20 protein-coding genes and 1 tRNA gene are annotated in these 18,584 nt (G+C 64.8%); 7 read left to right on the plus strand and 14 right to left on the minus strand.

Features of this window, described 5'->3' with window-relative positions:
* Positions 1 to 23 precede the first annotated feature (23 nt).
* Positions 24 to 1,217, plus strand: coding sequence for an inorganic phosphate transporter (locus tag ACYJ11_RS06355; RefSeq protein WP_461647133.1), 1,194 nt, complete (start codon positions 24 to 26; stop codon positions 1,215 to 1,217).
* 41 nt (positions 1,218 to 1,258) lie between these two features.
* Here ACYJ11_RS06355 and ACYJ11_RS06360 read toward each other — a convergent pair whose 3' ends face one another.
* Positions 1,259 to 1,690: a universal stress protein gene (locus ACYJ11_RS06360; protein WP_461647134.1), complete on the minus strand. Its 432-nt coding sequence runs from the start codon at positions 1,688 to 1,690 to the stop codon at positions 1,259 to 1,261.
* A gap of 289 nt (positions 1,691 to 1,979) precedes the next feature.
* Positions 1,980 to 2,052: transfer RNA gene (locus ACYJ11_RS06365), tRNA-Gln, on the minus strand.
* Between the two features lie 169 nt (positions 2,053 to 2,221).
* On the opposite strand from ACYJ11_RS06365, the gene ACYJ11_RS06370 reads away from it, so the two are divergent.
* From ACYJ11_RS06370 to fer, 3 genes are all read left to right on the plus strand, one after another.
* Positions 2,222 to 2,830 carry an IMP cyclohydrolase gene (locus ACYJ11_RS06370; protein WP_461647135.1) on the plus strand — a complete coding sequence of 203 codons (609 nt, stop codon included), beginning with the start codon at positions 2,222 to 2,224 and terminating at the stop codon, positions 2,828 to 2,830.
* A gap of 82 nt (positions 2,831 to 2,912) precedes the next feature.
* Positions 2,913 to 3,611 (plus strand): metallophosphoesterase family protein, encoded by a 699-nt coding sequence (locus ACYJ11_RS06375; protein ID WP_461647136.1) that lies wholly within the window; start codon positions 2,913 to 2,915, stop codon positions 3,609 to 3,611.
* Positions 3,612 to 3,701: 90 nt separating this feature from the next.
* Complete coding sequence (gene fer / locus ACYJ11_RS06380) at positions 3,702 to 4,370, plus strand: ferredoxin Fer (RefSeq protein WP_461647137.1); 669 nt, start codon at positions 3,702 to 3,704, stop codon at positions 4,368 to 4,370.
* A 14-nt stretch (positions 4,371 to 4,384) separates the two neighbouring features.
* On the opposite strand, the gene ACYJ11_RS06385 is transcribed toward fer, so the two are convergent.
* Positions 4,385 to 5,560 (minus strand): aspartate kinase, encoded by a 1,176-nt coding sequence (locus ACYJ11_RS06385; RefSeq protein WP_461647138.1) that lies wholly within the window; start codon positions 5,558 to 5,560, stop codon positions 4,385 to 4,387.
* Between the two features lie 201 nt (positions 5,561 to 5,761).
* Between ACYJ11_RS06385 and ACYJ11_RS06390 the strand changes: the two genes are divergently transcribed.
* Entirely contained in the window at positions 5,762 to 6,160 is a 399-nt protein-coding gene (locus ACYJ11_RS06390) for a hypothetical protein (protein ID WP_461647139.1), read from the plus strand.
* A gap of 6 nt (positions 6,161 to 6,166) precedes the next feature.
* Here the strand turns inward: ACYJ11_RS06390 and ACYJ11_RS06395 are convergent, their stop codons facing one another.
* From ACYJ11_RS06395 to ACYJ11_RS06410, 4 genes are all read right to left on the minus strand, one after another.
* Complete coding sequence (locus tag ACYJ11_RS06395; protein WP_461647140.1) at positions 6,167 to 7,141, minus strand: YndJ family protein; 975 nt, start codon at positions 7,139 to 7,141, stop codon at positions 6,167 to 6,169.
* The gene (locus tag ACYJ11_RS06400; protein ID WP_461647141.1) at positions 7,138 to 7,812 is read right to left on the minus strand and encodes a DUF4166 domain-containing protein; all 675 of its coding nucleotides are present in this window, start codon (positions 7,810 to 7,812) and stop codon (positions 7,138 to 7,140) included. The genes ACYJ11_RS06395 and ACYJ11_RS06400 overlap by 4 nt, the downstream gene beginning before the upstream one ends.
* Before the next feature lie 224 nt (positions 7,813 to 8,036).
* Positions 8,037 to 9,428, minus strand: a complete 1,392-nt coding sequence (gene thrC, locus ACYJ11_RS06405) for a threonine synthase (RefSeq protein ID WP_461647142.1) — start codon at positions 9,426 to 9,428, stop codon at positions 8,037 to 8,039.
* 65 nt (positions 9,429 to 9,493) lie between these two features.
* Positions 9,494 to 9,883 carry a helix-turn-helix domain-containing protein gene (locus ACYJ11_RS06410; protein WP_188975696.1) on the minus strand — a complete coding sequence of 130 codons (390 nt, stop codon included), beginning with the start codon at positions 9,881 to 9,883 and terminating at the stop codon, positions 9,494 to 9,496.
* Positions 9,884 to 10,323: 440 nt separating this feature from the next.
* On the opposite strand from ACYJ11_RS06410, the gene ACYJ11_RS06415 reads away from it, so the two are divergent.
* Positions 10,324 to 11,301 carry a phosphoribosyltransferase gene (locus ACYJ11_RS06415; RefSeq protein ID WP_461647143.1) on the plus strand — a complete coding sequence of 326 codons (978 nt, stop codon included), beginning with the start codon at positions 10,324 to 10,326 and terminating at the stop codon, positions 11,299 to 11,301.
* Positions 11,302 to 11,378: 77 nt separating this feature from the next.
* Positions 11,379 to 12,122, plus strand: a complete 744-nt coding sequence (locus tag ACYJ11_RS06420) for an SDR family oxidoreductase (protein ID WP_461647144.1) — start codon at positions 11,379 to 11,381, stop codon at positions 12,120 to 12,122.
* Between the two features lie 197 nt (positions 12,123 to 12,319).
* Here ACYJ11_RS06420 and argF read toward each other — a convergent pair whose 3' ends face one another.
* The 7 genes from argF to lysW form a co-directional block, all read right to left on the minus strand.
* Positions 12,320 to 13,216 (minus strand): ornithine carbamoyltransferase, encoded by an 897-nt coding sequence (gene argF, locus ACYJ11_RS06425; protein ID WP_461647145.1) that lies wholly within the window; start codon positions 13,214 to 13,216, stop codon positions 12,320 to 12,322.
* A 1-nt stretch (position 13,217) separates the two neighbouring features.
* A complete protein-coding gene (locus tag ACYJ11_RS06430; protein ID WP_461647146.1) occupies positions 13,218 to 14,279 on the minus strand; it encodes a [LysW]-lysine hydrolase in 1,062 nt (353 codons plus the stop codon).
* Entirely contained in the window at positions 14,276 to 15,403 is a 1,128-nt protein-coding gene (locus ACYJ11_RS06435; protein ID WP_461647147.1) for an aspartate aminotransferase family protein, read from the minus strand. The genes ACYJ11_RS06430 and ACYJ11_RS06435 overlap by 4 nt, the downstream gene beginning before the upstream one ends.
* Positions 15,400 to 16,260: an acetylglutamate/acetylaminoadipate kinase gene (locus ACYJ11_RS06440; RefSeq protein WP_461647148.1), complete on the minus strand. Its 861-nt coding sequence runs from the start codon at positions 16,258 to 16,260 to the stop codon at positions 15,400 to 15,402. Before ACYJ11_RS06440 ends, ACYJ11_RS06435 begins: the two co-directional genes overlap by 4 nt.
* An 18-nt stretch (positions 16,261 to 16,278) precedes the next feature.
* Positions 16,279 to 17,316 (minus strand): N-acetyl-gamma-glutamyl-phosphate reductase, encoded by a 1,038-nt coding sequence (argC, locus tag ACYJ11_RS06445; RefSeq protein ID WP_461647149.1) that lies wholly within the window; start codon positions 17,314 to 17,316, stop codon positions 16,279 to 16,281.
* Positions 17,313 to 18,209, minus strand: coding sequence for a lysine biosynthesis protein LysX (gene lysX / locus ACYJ11_RS06450; protein ID WP_461647150.1), 897 nt, complete (start codon positions 18,207 to 18,209; stop codon positions 17,313 to 17,315). Before lysX ends, argC begins: the two co-directional genes overlap by 4 nt.
* Before the next feature lie 84 nt (positions 18,210 to 18,293).
* Positions 18,294 to 18,458, minus strand: a complete 165-nt coding sequence (gene lysW / locus ACYJ11_RS06455; RefSeq protein WP_004590364.1) for a lysine biosynthesis protein LysW — start codon at positions 18,456 to 18,458, stop codon at positions 18,294 to 18,296.
* Positions 18,459 to 18,584: the final 126 nt, after the last annotated feature.

Raw genomic sequence — 18,584 nt, forward strand, 5'->3', positions numbered from 1 at the left:
GCCCTGACGGGACCCAACACGCGGTGACCACCGTCGTCTTCTGGGCGCTGGTCGCCCTCGCGACGGTTACTGGGCTGGTGACAGCCTGGACACTCGGTGCGAACAGCAACTCACCGCCGTTCGCCCCGGCTATCGGTGCGAACGCTATCTCGACGATGCGCGCCGCCTTCCTGATCGGCATTCTCGCCGCAATGGGCGCACTGACTCAGGGGGGCAGTATCTCGGAAACGGTCGGCGCTGGCCTCATCGATGGCGTCGCGATCACCTCGCTCGCAGCCGTCGCCGGGCTGTTGACTGCGACGGGATTCATGGCCTTCGGTATCTACTCGGGCTATCCCGTTCCAGCGGCGTTCGCGACGACGGGCGCGATGGTCGGCGTCGGCCTCTCGCTCGGGGGCGACCCAGTGTTCGACACCTACCGGCGGATCATCACGTTCTGGCTGCTCGTCCCGCCTGTCTCGGGGAGCCTGGCCTATCTCACCGCGACGGTGTTGCGTCGGGACGACATCCCCGAGACGGTCGGCGTCCCGCTGCTCGCCGGCGTCGTCGGGGGCATCGTCGCCAACGTCCAGTTGAGCATCATCCCGTCACCGGCCGGCACCGACCAGGGCTCGCTGTCCGGCTTTGCCGCGATGGTCGCCGGGACGGATATTGCCGCCGTCGTCGCGACACTGCTGGTCGCCGCCGGGAGCTTCTACTACATCCGCCGGCAGACGCAGGCCTCCGTCGACAAGGGCATCAAGACCTTTCTCGTCGTGCTCGGCAGTGTCGTCGCCTTCTCTAGTGGCGGCAGTCAGGTCGGCCTCGCGACCGGACCACTGGAAAACCTCTATGGGACCGAACTTGGCCTCCCCGGGATCGTGTTGCTGGCGCTCGGCGCAGTTGGTATCCTCGGCGGCGCGTGGATGGGCGCGCCCCGCCTGCTACAGGCGACCTCCCGCGAATACGCGCAACTCGGCGTCCGCCGCTCCATCGCGGCGCTGGTCCCCGGCTTCATCATCGCGCAGGCCGCTATCGCGCTGGGGATCCCAATCTCGTTCAACAACATCATCATCTCCGGCGTCATCGGCGGCGGCCTGGCCGGCGGTTCTGCCGGCGTCTCTCGCCGGAAAATAGGTGTGACTGTCGGATTCTGGCTCATTACGCTCGTCACCAGCGTCGTGATCGGCTTCGGCCTGTATCAGGTGCTGGAAGCGGTCCTCGGCAGCCAAGCCTGAAGGGTGCCCGCGTGCTGCGTCCGGGTCGTCGGCGTCCGTGACTACCGGACGACCGTCACCGTCACCGGCGCTTCACTGACGACCGCCGTCGCCACCGTTCCGAGCAACCGCCGGGCGATCTCGTTTCGCGTCCCGCCGTGGCCACCCATCACCACCTGGTCAACGTCGACCGCCTCGACGTAGTCCAGAATCGTCTCTGCCGGGTCACCGGTCTCGACGGCCGTTTCGACCTGCTGGCCGACCTCGTCGGCCTGCTGTGACGCCCGGTCAACGAGCTTCGTGGCCCGCTCGTCAGCCGCCGCCCGGCGATCCGCACCCGGTTCGAGCATCCCGCCTTCGCTCATTCCCGTATCGAGTGGCGCAACGACGTTCAGGACTGTAATCCGGCAGTCGAACGTCTCCAGCGCGTACGTCAGCGCCTCGTCAGCCAGCGGTGACCCGTCCAGCGGGACGAGGACGTGTGTCGGTGTCATATGTTTTCTCTGGGAGGTAGCTACAAGTAGCCAGTGGCAAGCGAGTGCTTGCCAGACCCGTGTCACACCTGTTCCGCATGGATTCGAACCAGAGGAAGACTCCTTCGCTCGTCTTCCAAAGCTCGAATCCAGTAATTACGATCTCGTGGCTCGCGAGTTTGCTCGCCACAGAAATAGTCCATCCTGGATTCGAACCAGAACCAGACGTGCTCGCTTCGCTGTGCGCGACTGGCAGGGCCCGAATCAGTAACTACGATTTCGTGGCTCGCGAGTTTGCTCGCCACAGAAATAGTCCATCCTGGATTCGAACCAGGGTCGAAGCCCCCAGAAGGCTTCAGGATTGGCCACTACCCCAATGGACTGTGCGCACTCTACAGTATCGGGTGCCCCTTTGTAAGCGTTGCGCGATTCAGTCGGACATGAAGCGTGTCAGCAGCCCACACAACACCGCCAGGAGAACAATAGCGTCATGGCTACGCCAGACGGCCAGACATCGACAGCGCTTTTTCGGGGTGCTGTGCACACTCGCGTATGTACGTTGGACGATTCGTCGTCGTCAGTCCCGAGGTCGGTGCGTACCGCGTCTCCTCGCGCTCGTTCCCCAACCGCCAGGCAGTCCAGCGCGACGGGACAGTGACCGTCGAACCGACACCGGACGCGCCGGAGACGGACAACCCATACATCTCCTACAACGGCGTCCGCGTCACCGAGCGCGGCGCGGTCGTCGGTAACGGCTCCCACGTCGACCCAATCGCCGAAAAGCTCGAACTGGGTTATCCGGCGCGGGACGCCATCGCGGAGCCGCTCCTCTCGCTCGACTTCGAGAAGGACGACTACGACACGCCGCGGGTCGCCGGTATCGTCGGCGTCGACGCGGCGGACCCGACGACCAACGCCGACGGGCCGGGTGCGGTCATCGGGACCGTCCGCCGGGACGCGCTGCTCGTCGAGGAGGTCACCGAGCCGACGCTTGTGGCGACCTACGAGGAGAACAGCCCGACGGCGTTCGACCTGGCCGCGACTGACGCCAGCGAGGTAGCCCGCGAGGTGTACGACCACGAGTACGAGCACGCTGTCTGTTCGGCCGGCGTCGCGGGGTCGGCGGGCGAGTTCGACGTGGCAGTGCACAACGGGGAGTGAGCGGATGGCAGCAAACGCACCACGGACACAGATACTGAGCCAGGACCGACACTCAAGACCCCACAGGGGATAGACACTAGCAATGAAACTCGGTGTACTCTCTGATATTCATGGCAATCGGGTGGCGCTCGCGGCAGTGCTTGCGGATATGCCGTCGGTTGACGGACTGGTCTGTGCCGGCGACGTGGTCGGCTACAACCCCTGGCACGCCGATTGTGTCGACGCGATGCGCGGGCACACCGACGCGCTCCCCGCGGACGGTCCCTGGCCGACCGACGAAGTCCCGACAGTGATGGGCAACCACGACCGGGCGGTCGCCGCCGAGACACCGTTCGCGTTCAACGGGATGGCGCAGGCCGGCGTCGAACACGCCACGGAACAGTTGTCCGACGAGCAGATCGAGTGGTTGGCGGCGCTGCCCGACGAGCGCCGCGTCTGTGACGGTCGGGTGAAACTCGTCCACGGCCACCCGGACGATCCGGACCACTACACCTACCCCGAGGAGTTCGGGCCGGATCTGCTGGACGACGAGGACGTGCTCGTGATGGGCCACACGCACCATCAACACCACGAGGTATACGGGGACGGCGTCGTCATGAACCCCGGCAGCGTGGGCCAGCCCCGCGACAGGGACCACCGGGCTGCGTACGCGGTGCTCGACCTCGATGATTTGACTGTCGAGGAGCACCGCGTGGCCTACGACACGAGCGCGGTCATCGACGCGGTAGAGGACGCCGACTTGCCGCGGCAGATCGGCTTCCGGTTGACGCAGGGCCGGTAGCCATAGGAACTGCGCGTCGCTCGTCGCCGGCAGCCTGCAGATACTGCAGCGGGACGAGAGAATTTATGTCCGTGACCGCTACTGTGTCGCGTGGAGTCCCCATTCGAGGTCCTCGGAATTCCGCCGGACGCGGACGACGGGGAGATCGTCGACGCGTACCGCAAGCGGGTGAAGGAAGCCCACCCGGATCAGGGCGGCTCGACGGCCGAGTTCCAGACAGTCAAAGACGCCTACGAGCGACTACAGAACGGCTACGAGCCCGGGGACCCGCTGCCGGACGAGTCACCGACGGCCGAATCCGGGTCCGAGACCGAGGAAGCCCCGCCAGAACCGGACGATCCGCTGGTGGAGTTTCTCAACTTCGAGGTGCTGGAGGACCACGGCTGGGCGCTCGAAGACGAGGAGCTGTTCGCGAAAGCCGCGGACGCGAACCTGCAATCGACTGATTTCGGACGGTTCTACGTCGACCCGAACGACACGCTGCTGGAAGCGGCCGAAAAGAACGGCTTTGCGTGGCCGTTTGCCTGCCGCGGCGGCGCGTGTACGAACTGCGCGGTGGCGGTCGTCGACGGCGAGATGCCGTCGCCGGCGAGCCACATCCTGCCGCCTGAACTCACAGAGAAAGGCATCCGCCTGTCGTGTATCGCCGCACCGGTGTCTGACGACGCGAAGATCGTCTACAACCTGAAACACCTTCCCGAAGTCAGCGAACTCCTGCTGCCCGCGAGCCGGTTCGAGCAGGCCTCCTCGACCGATTAAAAAGAACCCAGCGTTCAGAACACGTCCTGCACGAGTGAGAGGGCCTGTTCGCGGTCCTCCCACGGGACGAACACGGAGACCGACGTGGCGGACGTAATCACATCATAGAGATGGATGTGCGCGTCGGCAAGCGGTGCGACGACTTGGTGCGCCAGCGCCGACTGGCTGGGGTCGCCGCCGGTGACGCGGATGACGGCGATTTCGTCCTCGACGGTGACCGACGAGAGCGTCTCGTCGTCGACGATGCGGGCGTGCAGCAGCGCCTCGGCTTCCTCGGCGTCGTCTTCGTCGACGTAGAACGTCAGCGAGTCCATCCCCGAGGAGTTGGCCTCGATGTTGATGTCCTCGTCCGCGATAGCGCCCGACAGATCCGCGAGGATGCCCGGGCTGTTCCGGATGGCCCGGCCGGCGACGGTCACACAGGCGATCGGCTGTTCCTGCAGATCGATGAGGTTCTGGAACTCACCCTCGATAGAGGTGCCACCGGAGAGCAAGTCGCCGTGCTGGTAGTGGACGACCCGAACGCCGAGGTCGTCGCTCTTGTATGACAGCGCTGACGGCGCGACCACCTCGGCCCCGCGGAACGACAGCGAACGGAGTTCGTCGACGGAGATTTTTCCGACGTTCCGAGCACCTTCGACGACGCGGGGGTCGCCGGTCATGACGCCCTCGACGTCGGTGACGATGACGACTTCGTCGGCGTCCATGTAGTCGCCCATCATCACGGCGCTCGTGTCGGAGCCACCACGACCGAGCGTCGTCACGTTGCCCTGGTAGTCCTCCGCGAGGAAGCCTGTGATGACCGGGACGACGTCCTTGAGCTGGCCGGCCAGCGCGTGGGCGCGCTTCTGTGTCTCCTCAACGTCGACCTCGCCGTACTCGTCGGTGATGATCGGCCAGTCCTCGCTGCCGGGTTCAAGGAAGACCGCCTCGATACCGCGGGCGGCGAGTGCACCCTTGAGCATCCGAACGGAGGTCCGTTCGCCCATCGAGACGATTTCGGCGCGGTCCGCGGAGTCGGCGTCGTAGTTGATCTCGTCGAGCAGTTCGTCGGTCGTGTTGCCCATCGCCGAGGCGACGACCGCGACCTCGTGGCCCTGCTGGACAGCAGCGGCAATCGAGTCCGCGGCCCGGTTGATGCGGTCGCCGCTACCGAGGCTCGTCCCGCCGAATTTGGCGACTACGCGCATGCTACCACCGTGCCCGTGTGTACGTGAACCATTGCCCTCGCGTTATCCGTCGCTCGGGATAACTGTGTTCATCTGTGACCGCGTCTCACTGTCAACAGTGACCGGCAGATTCCGTCGTGCGAAGCCCTGTTGCCGCGGAGGCGGGCGCAGTCCGGAGCGACCGACACACCGTTTATTTGCGTGGGGTTCCCACGCACATGTATGGATATCCGCGACGCTATCGAGGACGACGCTGAGCGACTGGCCGCCCTCGCCGACGGGCCGCCGGACGTGATGCGAAACCTCGTCCACGACCGTACCGTCCGCGTGGCCGAGGAAGACGACACCATTGTGGGGTTCGTGAGTTTCGACGCCGAGCGTGGGACCGTCCACGTGACGCAACTGGCCGGGTCGAGCGACGCCTGCAAAGAACTCCTGACTGACCCGATCGAGTTCGCACGCCGGGAACACATGACCGTCGAACTACTGCTCCCGGAGGACGAATCAGAGGTCCGCGACGCTGTTGAGGCGGTCGGGTTCATGTCCACCGGAAACGGTCCCCGGTTCGACGGGCAGGCGACGACACGCTACCGACTGGAGCCGGAGCGAGCGGAGCACTGACCACTGTCAGGAGATCGAAAGCCGCCAGCCGAGCGTCGCACACAGCCCGAACCCAAAGGCGTTGAGCGAGCCGTGGAGCGCAACCATCGTCGAAATCGTCAGCCCCAGCGATTGGCCGGTGAACGTCGAGACGCCGTAGCCGAGCGCAAGCGCCATTGAAACCGGCAGTGCGACCGCCGCGATGCCGAGCACGAGCCCCTGTAGTCGAGGACAGACCGGGACGACGCGACGGAGGACCACAACGCCGAAGGCCGCAACGGCGACGGTGAAGAGGGTCACTGCGACGACCTCCACCAGCGGCGAGAAGGCGATTCCGGCCGCGATGAGTGCCGGCCCGACGAGGATGACACCGACAACGGTTCGGAATCCCCGCGAGTGGTCAGCGAGGTGTCGGCCGGTCAGTCCTGCTGCGACTGGGAGGACGAACCCGGCGTAGTGGAAGTGGACTGCTGTTAGTCGGATGATGACGCGGTCGAACCAGAGCGTCAGGTCAAGATGGGCCAGCAGGAGCGCGACCGCGCCCACTGAGACGTAGGCGAAGCCAGCGTCGATAGCGGTCTCCGGGAGCACCAGACCGCCCCGAATCCGAGTCCGTGCAAGCGCCGCGAGTCCGAGGAGGCCGGTGACAGCCAGCCACGGCGTTGCGAGCACGGCGGCCAGCGGTGCTGGTGACGGGACGACCAGCGAGACCGCGAGCAGGAGCGCGCCGACCGGCTGGAGCCAGATGGCAGCGGTCGTGAACCGACTGGCAAGCGCCTCGAACGCTCCGGTCACCGCCGTTCGGAGGGCGAGCGGGACCAGCACGAGCGGCGCGAGTGCGAGCGCCCGCTCGATAGCGTCCAGTTCGCCTGTGGCCGTCATCACCAGCCAGACCACCGCTCCAAACACCGCGCTCAGGTCCGCCACGGCGATGCCCCGGATAGACGGCTGGGCGACGCTGGCGAGTGCTGGCTGCCGAGACCCAGCGGCGCGGTCGCTCATCGCGGCGGGTGCCGGTCGAGTCCGCGGACGATTCGGAGGTCGTCGGGCGTCCCGTCGCTGGCAGTCTGGTTCTGCGTGAACGTTCCGCGATAGCCGAGCATGTGGCCCACAAGGTCGTTCTCGACGGTCGCAGTGACGTGGTATCGGTCGTCGGTTTCGTCGTAGCGGTCACGTACCTCGACATCGGCGGCCAGCGGCCCCGGCAGGGGAACGTAGCGGTCGCCCAGACGAGCCCACTGCCGGCCGCCAGCGACCACGAGCGTGCCGTCCTCAACCCGCGGGTGGAGTTCGCTGGCGACCCGGCCGTGTGTTCCGAGAAAGTCCAGCAGTCGCTCGGCCTCGGCGTCCCAGACGGTCAGCGAGTCGAACAGGCGAGTGGTGTCGCCGAAGTCGAAGGCGCGGCGAGTCGTCATCGCCTCGTGACCCCCGTCCGTCGTGTAGGCCACCGTCGTCACCGAGAACGGCACGTCCTCGCCGGCTTCGGGGAACAGCATGTTCTGGGTCGTCATCGCGTACAGCGCCGGCAGGACCAGCGTTCCACGGGTGATATCCATCTCGCCGCGACCGACGCAGACCGTTCCATCGTCGGGAGCGAGGCTGTACCGGTCGCGGACCTTCGGATGGAGGTCGGCCGCGGCCTCGCCCAGCGCCCGCTCGTAGACGCCCGTCACAGTAACACCCGGATCGGTGGCATGCGTAATGCAATCGACAGCTCGACGGGAGCGCTCAGTCGTACCGCACTTCGCGTCTGTGCGTCCATTGGTTGCCTGTTCCCGGGGAAGATGGATATTTCTACTGGGTGGAAGACGGAAAATACTGAGTAAAGAGCCAGCGCAGTCAGTTTTCGACCAGAAAGTCTGGCAGGGCCTCGCCGTTGGCGGCCCGTTCGCCGACGTTACTTCTTTGAGAGGAACTTCCGGTAGAGGTACGCGACACCGAGACCGCCGGCGACCAGCGCCGGGACCAGTGGCGCGTCGGCGGCCTTCGACGCCTGTCGCCGAATCGTCTCAGTGACTGAGGATGGTTCTTCGATGAGGTCCAGCACGGCCTCGGTGCTGTTTGCGACCGGCTCCGGTTCGTTCCCGGCCTCGGCGGCTGCTTCGGGATCTTTGAGCAGGTGGCCCGTGGTCAGGCAGACGACCGACTCGTCGCTATCGATTTCGCCTTCGCGCCGGAGTTTCCGGAGGCCGGCGACAGAGGCGGCAGAGGCCGGTTCGACGCCGACGCCCTCGCCAGCGATATCACGCTGTGCTTCGGTGATTTCCTCGTCGGAGACGGCGACAGCGGTGCCGCCGGTCTCCCGGATGCCCGGCAGCGCCTTCGGCGCGTTGACCGGATTGCCGATTCGGATGGCGGTCGCGCGGGTCTCGACGTCCTCCCAGCGGCGGGTGTCCTCGTAGCCGTTCTCGATGGCTTCGACCATCGGAGCGGCTCCCTCGGCCTGCACACCGGTGAGTTTGGGCACCTGCTCCTCGGTGATTGCGCCGGCCTTGACGAGTTCGCGGAAGCACTTGTACAGCGCCGCGGTGTTGCCGGCGTTGCCGACCGGCAGGACGATTCGGTCCGGGTACTCACCGTTGTCGGCGTAGAACTCCTCCATGATCTCCAGCCCGATGGTCTTCTGGCCCTCTAGACGGAAGGGGTTCAGCGAATTGAGGAGGTAGGCTTCGCCGCGGGCGGCGAGGTCCTGCACGATATCGAGACACTCGTCGAAGTTGCCGTCGACTTCGAGGATGCGCGCGCGGTGGAGGCTCGCCTGTGCGATTTTCCCTGCGGCGACCTTCCCAGCGGGCAGGAGAACGAGCGTCTCCATCCCGCCGCGGGCGCCGTAAGCCGCCAGTGCCGCAGACGTGTTGCCCGTCGAGGCACAGGCCAGTCGGTCGACGCCGACCTCTTGGGCGACCCGGACACCGACGGTCATGCCGCGGTCCTTGAACGAGCCGGTGGGGTTCATCCCCTCGTGTTTCACGCGGAGCGCGTCGACGCCGATGTCCTCCTTCAGGCGCGGCATCTCGTGTAGCGGCGTGTCACCCTCGGGGAGCGTGACGCCCTTCTCGAAGGGCAGGGCAGCGTTGTATCGCCAGACACCCGACCCCTCGAACTCGTCGAAGGTCGGCAGGTCGTCGTAGCGGACCTCAAGCAGGCCGTCGCAGTGGTCGCAGGTGTAGCGAATCTCGTCGAAGGGAGCGAACGTCTCACCACACTCGATGCAGGCCAGCCAGACGCCGTCGTCGGCAACCGGCGGCACGTCATCGGTGAGTTGCAGGTCAGCCATTGTCGGGACCATGCCCCCAGTGGGCAAAAGTCGGACGGTTGCCGTCTATACCGGCGGCGCACACAGTGCGGCGGCTATCACTCACCGTGGCTGGCGTCGAACTCGTCAATACGGTGATGGACCACCGCAGTCCACTCGTCGAGGGTTTCGTGCATCAGTTCCCGGGCCTCCGACAGCGGTGTCGCAGTGTACTGGTAGACGTGGCCGCCACCGTCGAGGAGTCGCCGTTTGCGCGTCGCGAGCCCTTTCTCGCGGAGCGTCGACAGCGATCGGTTGATGTTCGAGCGGTCCCGACCGAGTTCGTCAGCGAGTTCCTCGACAGTGCTTGCAGGAGTCTCAAGCAATGTCTGATACGTCCGTACCTCGTGTTCTTGAACGCCGAAAACACAGGCCATCACGTCCGAGAGGGTCGGTTCGTCGTCCACCATCAGGTCGTGAAACTGGTCCGGAGACGGGTTGACAGACATACCCCTCTGTATTATTCCGACCCGGATAAACTGGGTCGTTACCTCAACCTCACCGCGACGGAGTCGTCACTGTCCGCGTTCATCCGATTCCGAACCGCCGACGGTAGCCCGAAAGGCTGATTATGAAAACCGCTCCTGGATGTATCAAAAAGTCCACTTTTTCAGCCGGAAGCGCCAGCTCTCAATCCCCGACGATGGCGAGTATTGTGAGAGATATTGCCAACCCCATCGAAAAGGGCACTGTTTCGGGTGGAAATAGCCCCGGAACGGAATGAAACTCGCCGAACAGACGTTCTCTTCTAAAATAATATCTCAACGAGTTACAGATCAAAAGTATTAATACTCGCTGACTAGTGTCACTTGAAAAGAAGTAAGCGTGTTTCTCCTCGTGGTGTCCGAGCTACGATGAGGATGCTAATACTTCCCGATCCCAGAAACCAATGAACTACAGGAGTTTCGACCACCTCAGTGCTGATACGCAGGAGTGGATCGTCGATCTACCAGACGACTTGGATCTGATCGTCGGAATACCCAGAAGCGGAATGCTAGTGTCAAACTTACTTTCGCTGCATCTCAATCTCCCGATGACGGATATCGACGGATTGCGGGAGGGCAGACTCCTACAGACAGGTGAACGGTACGACGGTGAGTTCGACCTCTCGGAGTTCTCGACGATACTCGTCGTCGACGACACCGTCTACACCGGCAGCGAAATGACCACCGCGCAGTCGACGATCGACGGCCTGGATCTGTCCGCGGACGTGTACTACGGCGCTGTGTACGTTGACGAGGGTTCCGAGCGGTTCGTCGATACGTACGCCCAGACCCTGGCGTTCCCGAGAGTGTTCGAGTGGAACATGATGCACCACGACTTCCTCGTGGATTCCTGTGTTGACCTAGACGGTATCCTCTGTCGCGACCCGACGCCGGAAGAGAACGACGACGGGCCGAAATACCGGGAGTTTATTTCGACTGTCGATCCGATCTGTGTTCCCTCGGTGGAGATCGGGAAGATCGTTACCTGTCGGCTGGAGAAGTACCGTAGCGAGACTGCCGCCTGGCTTGACGAACACGGGATCGAGTACGACGAACTGGTGATGATGCAGTACCCAGACAAGGCCACGCGGGTCGCTGCGGGTAACCACGGACAGTACAAGGCCGAGGTGTACCAGTCCTCGGACGCCAAGCTGTTCATCGAAAGCTCCCACTCCCAAGCGCGGACGATCGCCATGCAGACGAGCAAACCTGTCTACAGCAAGGAGCAAAACCGGATGCTCCAGCAAGGGTATCTGAACCGCGTCGCCAGAAACGGTCGGATGTCCATCGAGGCCGTCAAATCCGACCCACTCAGGTACGTCGATCAGCTCAGGTCAGACCCCGTCGACTTCGTCAAGCGGGCCTCGTCGGTCTTCCTCTGACTCGCGGTGGTCGCCCACCACCACGGCGTTACACGCTCGGCCCAAACGCTAACCACGAGATGCCCGTAGGTCCGACCATGGATTCGGGACCACTCTCAGAGACAGCCGTGCTTGTCACCGGAGCGAGTTCGGGTATCGGCGCGGCGACCGTCAGAAAGCTGGCACGTGACGGGGCCGATGTGGCACTGGTCGCCCGCCGGGAAGATCGCCTCACCGAACTGGCCGACGAAATCGCCGCCGAGTACGCCGTTGACACCCACGTCGTGCCGGCCGATGTCAGCGACCCGGCACAGGTCACGGCCGCCGTCGAGTCCACCGTCGACACACTCGGCTCGCTCGACGGCGTCGTCGTCAACGCCGGCGTCGGCCGCGGCTCGGACGTTGAGACGCTGTCCGACGAGCAGTACCGGACGATGATGGATGTCAACGTCGACGGCGCGTTCTACACCGCCCGCGAGTCACTGCCGCATCTCCGAGAGGGGGCCGGCTCGCTCGTGTTCGTCGGTAGCTTCGCTGGACAGTATCCACGGCCGTTCAACCCCGTCTACGCCGCGACGAAGTGGTGGCTCCGTGGCTTCGCCCACAGCCTCGCTGGTCAGGTCGGCGACGACGACATCGGTGTCACCGTCGTCAATCCTTCAGAGGTCCGGTCGGAGTTCAACTCCGAGGACGGAACGGCGTTCAACGAGCGGTTCGAGCCGGGCGAGGTGACCGAGCCCGAAGAGGTAGCCGACGCTATCGCCTTCGCCATGCGACAGGAGCCACCGACCATCATCAACAGCATCGACGTGTTCCGCCGGGACAAATTTAGCCACTTCTAAACCACCTTTTTCGGCGTCGGGTTCGAGTCGCGCTCTCCGAGCGCGCTCGAACCCCTCCTTGAAAAACGTGGGCGAAAAAGGCCGGACGCTCACTTCGTTCGCGTCCGGGGAAACCGCGCGCCGTCGGCGCGCGGTACAGTGGCCTCGCCCCAGACCGCTCTCGCTCAACCAGCCACACGAAATTTACCGACCAGTTGCTACGCCTGCTCGGACAGCCACACCAGCAGCCCTTTCTGGGCGTGCAGACGGTTCTCCGCCTGGTCCCAGACGACGGCGTTGTCCGATTCGATGGCGTCGTCGGTGACCTCCTCGCCGCGGTGGGCAGGGAGACAGTGCATGAACGGCCGGTCCCCGAGCAGGTCCGGCGTGATCTGGAACCCCTCGAAGTCTTGGAGTTTCTGGTCGCGCTTGTCCTCCTGCCCCATGCTGACCCACACGTCAGAGTACACCACGTCGGCGTCAGCCACGGCTGCTTCGGGGTCGTGGGTCGTCTCAGGCGCGTTGCCGAAGGCGGCGGCGCGGTCGGCCACGTCGTCGGCGATGCCGTAGCCTTCCGGCGTGGCGACAGTGAGGTCGAGGCCGACCATCGCCGCACCGATGACGAAGGACTGGCAGACGTTGTTGCCGTCGCCGACCCACGCCACGGAGACATCCTCGAAGTCACCGAACCGCTCGCGGATGGTCAGCAGGTCGGCGAGCGTCTGGCAGGGGTGAGCGTCGTCGGTCAGTCCGTTGATGACCGGGACTTCGGCGTATTCGGCCAGCTCTTCCGCGTCGGCGTGGTCGAACACGCGGGCCATGATGAAATCGACGTACCGGCCGAGCGCGCGGGCGGTGTCCTTGACCGGTTCGCCATGGCCCAGATGGATGTCGTCGGGGCCGAGGAACACGGCGTGGCCGCCCAGTTGCGTCATCCCCGTTTCGAAGGAGACTCGGGTTCGCGTCGACGGTTTCTCGAATATCATGCCGAGCGTCTGCTGATCGAGCAGGTCACTCGCGCTCCCCTCGCCGTGGTCGGCCTTGATGGCCGCGGCGCGGTCGAGGACGGTCGTCAGTTCGTCGGTCGTGAGGTCGTCGACGTCGAGTATGTCCATGTCAGTCCTCCAGCAGGCGTTCGGTCGCGGTTTCGAGCACCGCAACGGAGCGGTCGTACTCGTCGAGCGGGAGGTGCTCGTTCGGTGCGTGGTCGAGGTCTGAGTCGCCGGGACCGTAAGTCACCATCGGGCAATCCCACGCCTTCGCGTAGACGTTCATGTCGCTGGTGCCAGTCTTGCGAAGCAGCGTGGGCTCGCCGTCCTGTTGTCGAATCGCGGCCCGGAACGCCCGGGCGGCGCTGGTTCGGGGGCTCTGCATCACTGGCTCGACCTTGTCGTCCCAGTTGACCGTGCCGTTCTCCAGGAACCCGTCGGCGATTTCTCGGATCTCATCGGTGCTGTACTCCGGCGGGACCCGCAGTTGCACGTCCATCGTCGCTTCGACGGAGAGCCCATCGGTCGACGTCCCGCCGTTGAACTCGACGGGCTTGCAGGTGACACGCTCGAAGACAGGGTGCCACTCGTCGGTGGCGAACTCGTCGTCGACCGACGACCACCAGTCGATAGCGTCCTGAATGGCGTTGTTCTCCGGACGCGAGGAATGGCCGGACTCGCTCGTTGCGACGTAGGTCCCGGCCAGCAGGCCGCGGTAGCCCAGCGTGATGCCCTCCCAGCCGGAGGGTTCGCCGTTGATGACGGCACCGGGAGCCGTCTCGCGGTCCTCAACGAGGAATCGAGCGCCTTTCGAGTCGACCTCCTCGCCGACAACGCCGACGAACGAGGCTCCGGTGCGGACGGCCGCAGTGGCCATCGCACACAGCGGCCCCTTCGCGTCGACACTGCCGCGGCCCCAGAGCACGTCGCCCTCATCGGTCTCCTCGACACGGACCGGGATGTCGCCCGGGACGGTGTCGATGTGGGAGGTGAGCAGGACACCGTCATCCGCCGGGGCGCGGACGTTACCGACGTCGTCGAGCCACGCCTCGCGGCCGTGGGCTTCGAAGAACTCGACTAACCGTTCGGCGGCCTCCGTCTCATTCCGCGAGACAGACGGGATGCGGACGACAGCTTCAAGCAGGTCACGTGCCTCGGTGTCAGCCTCGGGCGTCGCGGCTTCGCTCATCCCACCACCTCCGCCATCGCGTCAACGACGGCGTCGGCGTGGTCCTTGTCAATGGTCAGTGGCGGGAGGAGGCGGATAACCGTGCGGCCGGCCGGCAGCGCGAGCACCTGATGGTTCAACGCGAGCTTTTTCAGCGCCGCGTTCGCACCGCGGCCGACCTCGACGCCGATCATCAGCCCCTCGCCGCGGATGTCCCGCACGTCATCGCCGATAGCTGCTTCCAGTTCAGTCAGGAGGTAATCGCCGATAACAGCGGCGTTGCCGGGCACCGAGTCCTCGATGATGGTCGAGACTGTTGCACCGGCGGCCGCTGAGATGACCGGCCCGCCGGAGAACGTCGAGGCGTGGGAGCCGTAGTCCTCGGCGATCCAGTCCCGGCACAGCGTCGCGCCGATGGGGAGGCCGTTGCCAAGCCCCTTCGCCGCGGTTATCATGTCCGGTGCGACGGCGGCGCGCTGGGAGTTCCACAGCGCACCGGTCCGTCCCATCCCGGTCTGGACCTCATCGAAAATGAGTGCTGCACCGGCTTCCTCGGTAATCTCACGAGCGTCTTCGAGGTAGCCGTCCGAGGTGGGATTGATGCCGCCCTCGCCCTGCACCGGTTCGACGATGAACGCGGCGGTGTCCTCGTCGACGGCCTCGTCAAGCGCCTCGCTGTCGTCGTAGGGGACGAACTCCACATCGCCGATGAGCGGCTCGTAGGGTTTCTTGTACTTGTTCTTCCACGTGGTCGCCAGCGCGCCCATCGTCCGGCCGTGAAAGCCCTGCATCGTCGCGACGATCTTGGAGTTGCCCGTCGCCGACCGGGCGAACTTCAGCGCGGCCTCGTTGGCCTCGGTCCCGGAGTTACAGAGCCAGGTCTTGTCGATTGGGTCCGGAGCAGTTTCGGCGAGCAGGTTGTACAGCGCCGTCCGTTCGGCGTTCGGGTACGACGCCTGAACGTACGTTATCTTCTCTAGCTGCTCGCTGACGGCGCTCTGGACCGCCGGGTGCTTGTGACCCAGCGGGACACAGGCGTAGGATGCGCCCATGTCTAGGTACTCTGTGCCGCCGTCGTCGTAGACGTAGGCACCGTCGCCACGTTCGATCTGGATGGGTTTCTCGTTGAAGACGAATCCGCTCATTGTTCCTCCGTCGCTGTCTGGTCTGTGTCCTGTTCGAGTGCGCTCGCGTGAACGTGGGTCCCGCCGCCGTCAAGCGCCGAGAGGATCGGCTCCTCGGCGTTGGCGTCAGCCACCACGACCTCGGATGCGCCGCCGTCGAGCGCCTCCTCGGCGGCCATGATTTTCCGGCCCATGAAGCCTTCCGCGGCGTTTTCGAGGGCGTCCCAGTCGCTTGCTGTCTCGACCGATTCGATGAGCGTCGACGGATCGTCGGGGTCCGCGTAGACGCCCTCGACATCAGTAAGGAGCACCAACTGCGCATCGAGTTCGTCGGCAATGGCCGCCGCTGAGCGGTCGGCGTCGGTATTCACTGGAATTACCTCGCCGTCGTCGTCCCCAGCCATCGGTGGTGCCGCAACTGGCGTGTAGCCATCGTCAAGCAGCGTCTCCAGCAGGTCGCCGTTGACCTGCTTGATCGTGCCCGAATGGTCGCCGCGGCGGATCTTCTTCTTCCCGTCCTCGACGACCCGCACTGCGGATTTCCGCGGTCCGTAGAGCAGTTTGCCGTCGACGCCGGTGAGACCGACCGCGTCGACGCCCTCGCTCTGGAGGCCGGCGACGAGCTGGGTGTTGAGATGCCCGAAGGCCATCTCGAACACCTCCATCGTGGTCTCGTCGGTGAACCGGCCGACGACGCCCGACGGGGTTTCAACGTATTCGGGTTCGACGCCGAGCCGTTCGAGCGTCTCGTCGACTTTGGTGGAGCCGCCGTGTACCACGACGACTTGCTCGCCCTCGGCCACTAACGATGCCACGTCTGCAAGCGCCCCCGCGGGGTCGACCGCGCGAGCGCCACCGACTTTGATAACGACTGTCATAGAAAATCACTCCAGAGGTTACGGTGCGCCGACGGGGTGGAGCCCCTGGAACTCCAAGCCCGCCGTCTCTTCGATACCGAGGGCGACGTTAGCCGCGTGGACGGCCTGCCCCGCCGATCCCTTCATCATGTTGTCGATGGCCGAGAACACGACTAGCCGCTTGTTGCCGGGGTCGAGTTCGAAGCCGACTTCGGCGCGGTTCGTCCCCGCGACCGACTTCGGTTCGGGGTAGCGGTAGACGCCACCGCCGCCAGCGACGAGTTCGACGAAGGGTTCGTCCTCGTACTCGCCGCGGTAGGCCCCCCAGAGGTCGCCCTTCGAAACCGGCCCTTCGGGGAAAACGTGGCAGGTCGCGCTCGCGCCGCGGATCATGTCCACCGCGTGGACAGTAAAGGACACGTCAATGCCGAGGAACTGCTGTATCTCGGCCTCGTGGCGGTGGCCCGTCGGCGCGTACGGGCGGACGACGCCCGAACGTTCTGGGTGGCTGGACGCTTCGCCGCCGCCGGCCCCGCCCTCGCTGGAGCCGACCTTCACGTCGACGACGACCTGCTCGTCGCCGGAGAGGATATCGGCCTCGAACAACGGGAGCAGGCCAAGGATCGTCGCCGTGGCGTTACAGCCGCCGGAGGCAATGAGGTCCGCGCCTTCGAGGTTGTCTCGGTTGAGTTCCGGCAGGGCGTACTCGCTCTTTTCGAGGAGTTCAGGCCGAGAGTGGCCGTCGTACCACTCGTCGTACTGGGCCTCGCTATCGAGCCGGAAGTCCGCCGAGAGGTCGACGACCGTGCCGGCGGCCTCCTGGAACGCGTCGATCTGCTCCATCGAGACGCCGTGGGGCGTCGCGGCGAACAGCACGTCGACCGACTCCAGGTCTTCCGGCGAGGAAAACCGCAAGTCCGAGTGGCGAAGGTTCGGGTGCGAGTGCCCGATAGTCTTGTTCTCCTTCGAGCGGCTGGTCGCCTGTGCCAGTTCGAACTCGGGGTGGCCGTCGAGGATACGAAGCAGTTCCCCGCCGGTGAAGCCGGAGCCGCCGACGACGCTTGCGGTGTACGTCATGCTGTCACCTCGGCGTCGGCTTCTGTCGCCGCCTTCTGTTCGAGCCAGTCGACGACCTTCGCGGGCACGTCCACGTTGGTGACCTCGTTCAGCGCCTTGAACTCGACGGTGTGATTGACTTCGTGGACCGTGTAGTCCTCGAACTCGCCGCTCTCCTCGTCGACACCGATTTCCATCAGGTCGATACCGAGCAGCCCGCCACCGACCGCGTCGGAGGCCTTCTCGACCAGTTCTAGCGCGCGGTCGTCCAGTTCGAACTCGTTAGTCTCTGCGCCCTTGGCGGCGTTGGTGAGCCAGTGGTCCGAGGAGCGAACCATCGCCGCGATAGGCTCGCCATCGACAGCCAGCACGCGCATGTCACGGCCGGGCTTGTCCACGAACTCCTGGACGTAGAAGATCTTGTGCTCGTAGTGGCCAAGCGTCTCCTTGTGTTCCAGGATAGCCTCGGCGGCCGAGCGGGAGTCGATCTTCGCCATCAGGCGACCCCAGGAGCCGACAACGGGTTTGAGGACGCAGGGGTAGCCGAACTTCTCGATGGATTCCAGCGCGGCGTCCTTCGTGAACGCCACGTCGGTGTTGGGCGTCGGCACGCCCGCGGCCTCTAGCGCGAGGCTGTTGTTGACCTTGTCCGCGCAGGTGTCGGCGACCTCAGGGCCGTTGACGACCGGGACCCCGTAGGCCTCCGCGAACTTCGTCGCGTACACGCTGCGGCTGGTCGCCAGACAGCGGTCGACGACGATGTCCAGATCCTCGAAGGCCTCGGGTGCCTCGTGGATATTGAACTGCTGTTTGCGAACGTCTATCTTCTCGATCTCGTGGTCGCGCTCGCGCAGTTCCGACAACAGGAGCTTCTCGTCCCGGCGGATGCGCGAGTAGAGGAGTCCGACTTTCATACTGAGTCCTCCGTGGGTTCGCGGCTCGCAGCGTCGAGCGCCACGGTCACGTACGGCGCCGAGCGCCGCGCCACCGCGAACACCTCACTCACCCCAGTCCTCTTCGAGCTCGGGTGCGCTGTCGAGCTCGACAGGATCTGCGCCGACGACTTCCAGCTCGGCACCGCAGGTGGTACAGTCAACGATCTCTCCGACTTCGAGGTTGTCGTGCAGGGACACGTCCGCCCCACACTCGATGCATTCTGCCATTGTAGTTCATCCTGTGACAGGGATCCACTTAAAGCCTTCGAACATATCAGAATAGTTTAACAAGACATACCGCGCTCTAATCGTATCAAAGCTCTAAATCCGCCACGTTTCCGAGTCGTGTATCAG

The organism is Haloarcula sp. H-GB5 (assembly GCF_054850705.1).

Excerpts from the sequence above, each read along its gene's own strand:
- lysX (WP_461647150.1), bottom strand. The coding sequence starts at position 18,209 with ATGAAAGTCGGACTCCTCTACTCGCGCATCCGCCGGGACGAGAAGCTC.
- ACYJ11_RS06385 (WP_461647138.1), bottom strand. The coding sequence starts at position 5,560 with ATGCGCGTAGTCGCCAAATTCGGCGGGACGAGCCTCGGTAGCGGCGAC.
- ACYJ11_RS06415 (WP_461647143.1), top strand. The coding sequence starts at position 10,324 with ATGAACTACAGGAGTTTCGACCACCTCAGTGCTGATACGCAGGAGTGG.
- ACYJ11_RS06395 (WP_461647140.1), bottom strand. The coding sequence starts at position 7,141 with ATGAGCGACCGCGCCGCTGGGTCTCGGCAGCCAGCACTCGCCAGCGTC.
- ACYJ11_RS06420 (WP_461647144.1), top strand. The coding sequence starts at position 11,379 with ATGGATTCGGGACCACTCTCAGAGACAGCCGTGCTTGTCACCGGAGCG.
- argC (WP_461647149.1), bottom strand. The coding sequence starts at position 17,316 with ATGACGTACACCGCAAGCGTCGTCGGCGGCTCCGGCTTCACCGGCGGG.
- ACYJ11_RS06370 (WP_461647135.1), top strand. The coding sequence starts at position 2,222 with ATGTACGTTGGACGATTCGTCGTCGTCAGTCCCGAGGTCGGTGCGTAC.
- ACYJ11_RS06440 (WP_461647148.1), bottom strand. The coding sequence starts at position 16,260 with ATGACAGTCGTTATCAAAGTCGGTGGCGCTCGCGCGGTCGACCCCGCG.
- ACYJ11_RS06435 (WP_461647147.1), bottom strand. The coding sequence starts at position 15,403 with ATGAGCGGATTCGTCTTCAACGAGAAACCCATCCAGATCGAACGTGGC.
- argF (WP_461647145.1), bottom strand. The coding sequence starts at position 13,216 with ATGGACATACTCGACGTCGACGACCTCACGACCGACGAACTGACGACC.
- ACYJ11_RS06360 (WP_461647134.1), bottom strand. The coding sequence starts at position 1,690 with ATGACACCGACACACGTCCTCGTCCCGCTGGACGGGTCACCGCTGGCT.
- ACYJ11_RS06375 (WP_461647136.1), top strand. The coding sequence starts at position 2,913 with ATGAAACTCGGTGTACTCTCTGATATTCATGGCAATCGGGTGGCGCTC.
- ACYJ11_RS06430 (WP_461647146.1), bottom strand. The coding sequence starts at position 14,279 with ATGAGCGAAGCCGCGACGCCCGAGGCTGACACCGAGGCACGTGACCTG.
- lysW (WP_004590364.1), bottom strand. The coding sequence starts at position 18,458 with ATGGCAGAATGCATCGAGTGTGGGGCGGACGTGTCCCTGCACGACAAC.
- ACYJ11_RS06410 (WP_188975696.1), bottom strand. The coding sequence starts at position 9,883 with ATGTCTGTCAACCCGTCTCCGGACCAGTTTCACGACCTGATGGTGGAC.
- thrC (WP_461647142.1), bottom strand. The coding sequence starts at position 9,428 with ATGGTCCCGACAATGGCTGACCTGCAACTCACCGATGACGTGCCGCCG.
- ACYJ11_RS06390 (WP_461647139.1), top strand. The coding sequence starts at position 5,762 with ATGGATATCCGCGACGCTATCGAGGACGACGCTGAGCGACTGGCCGCC.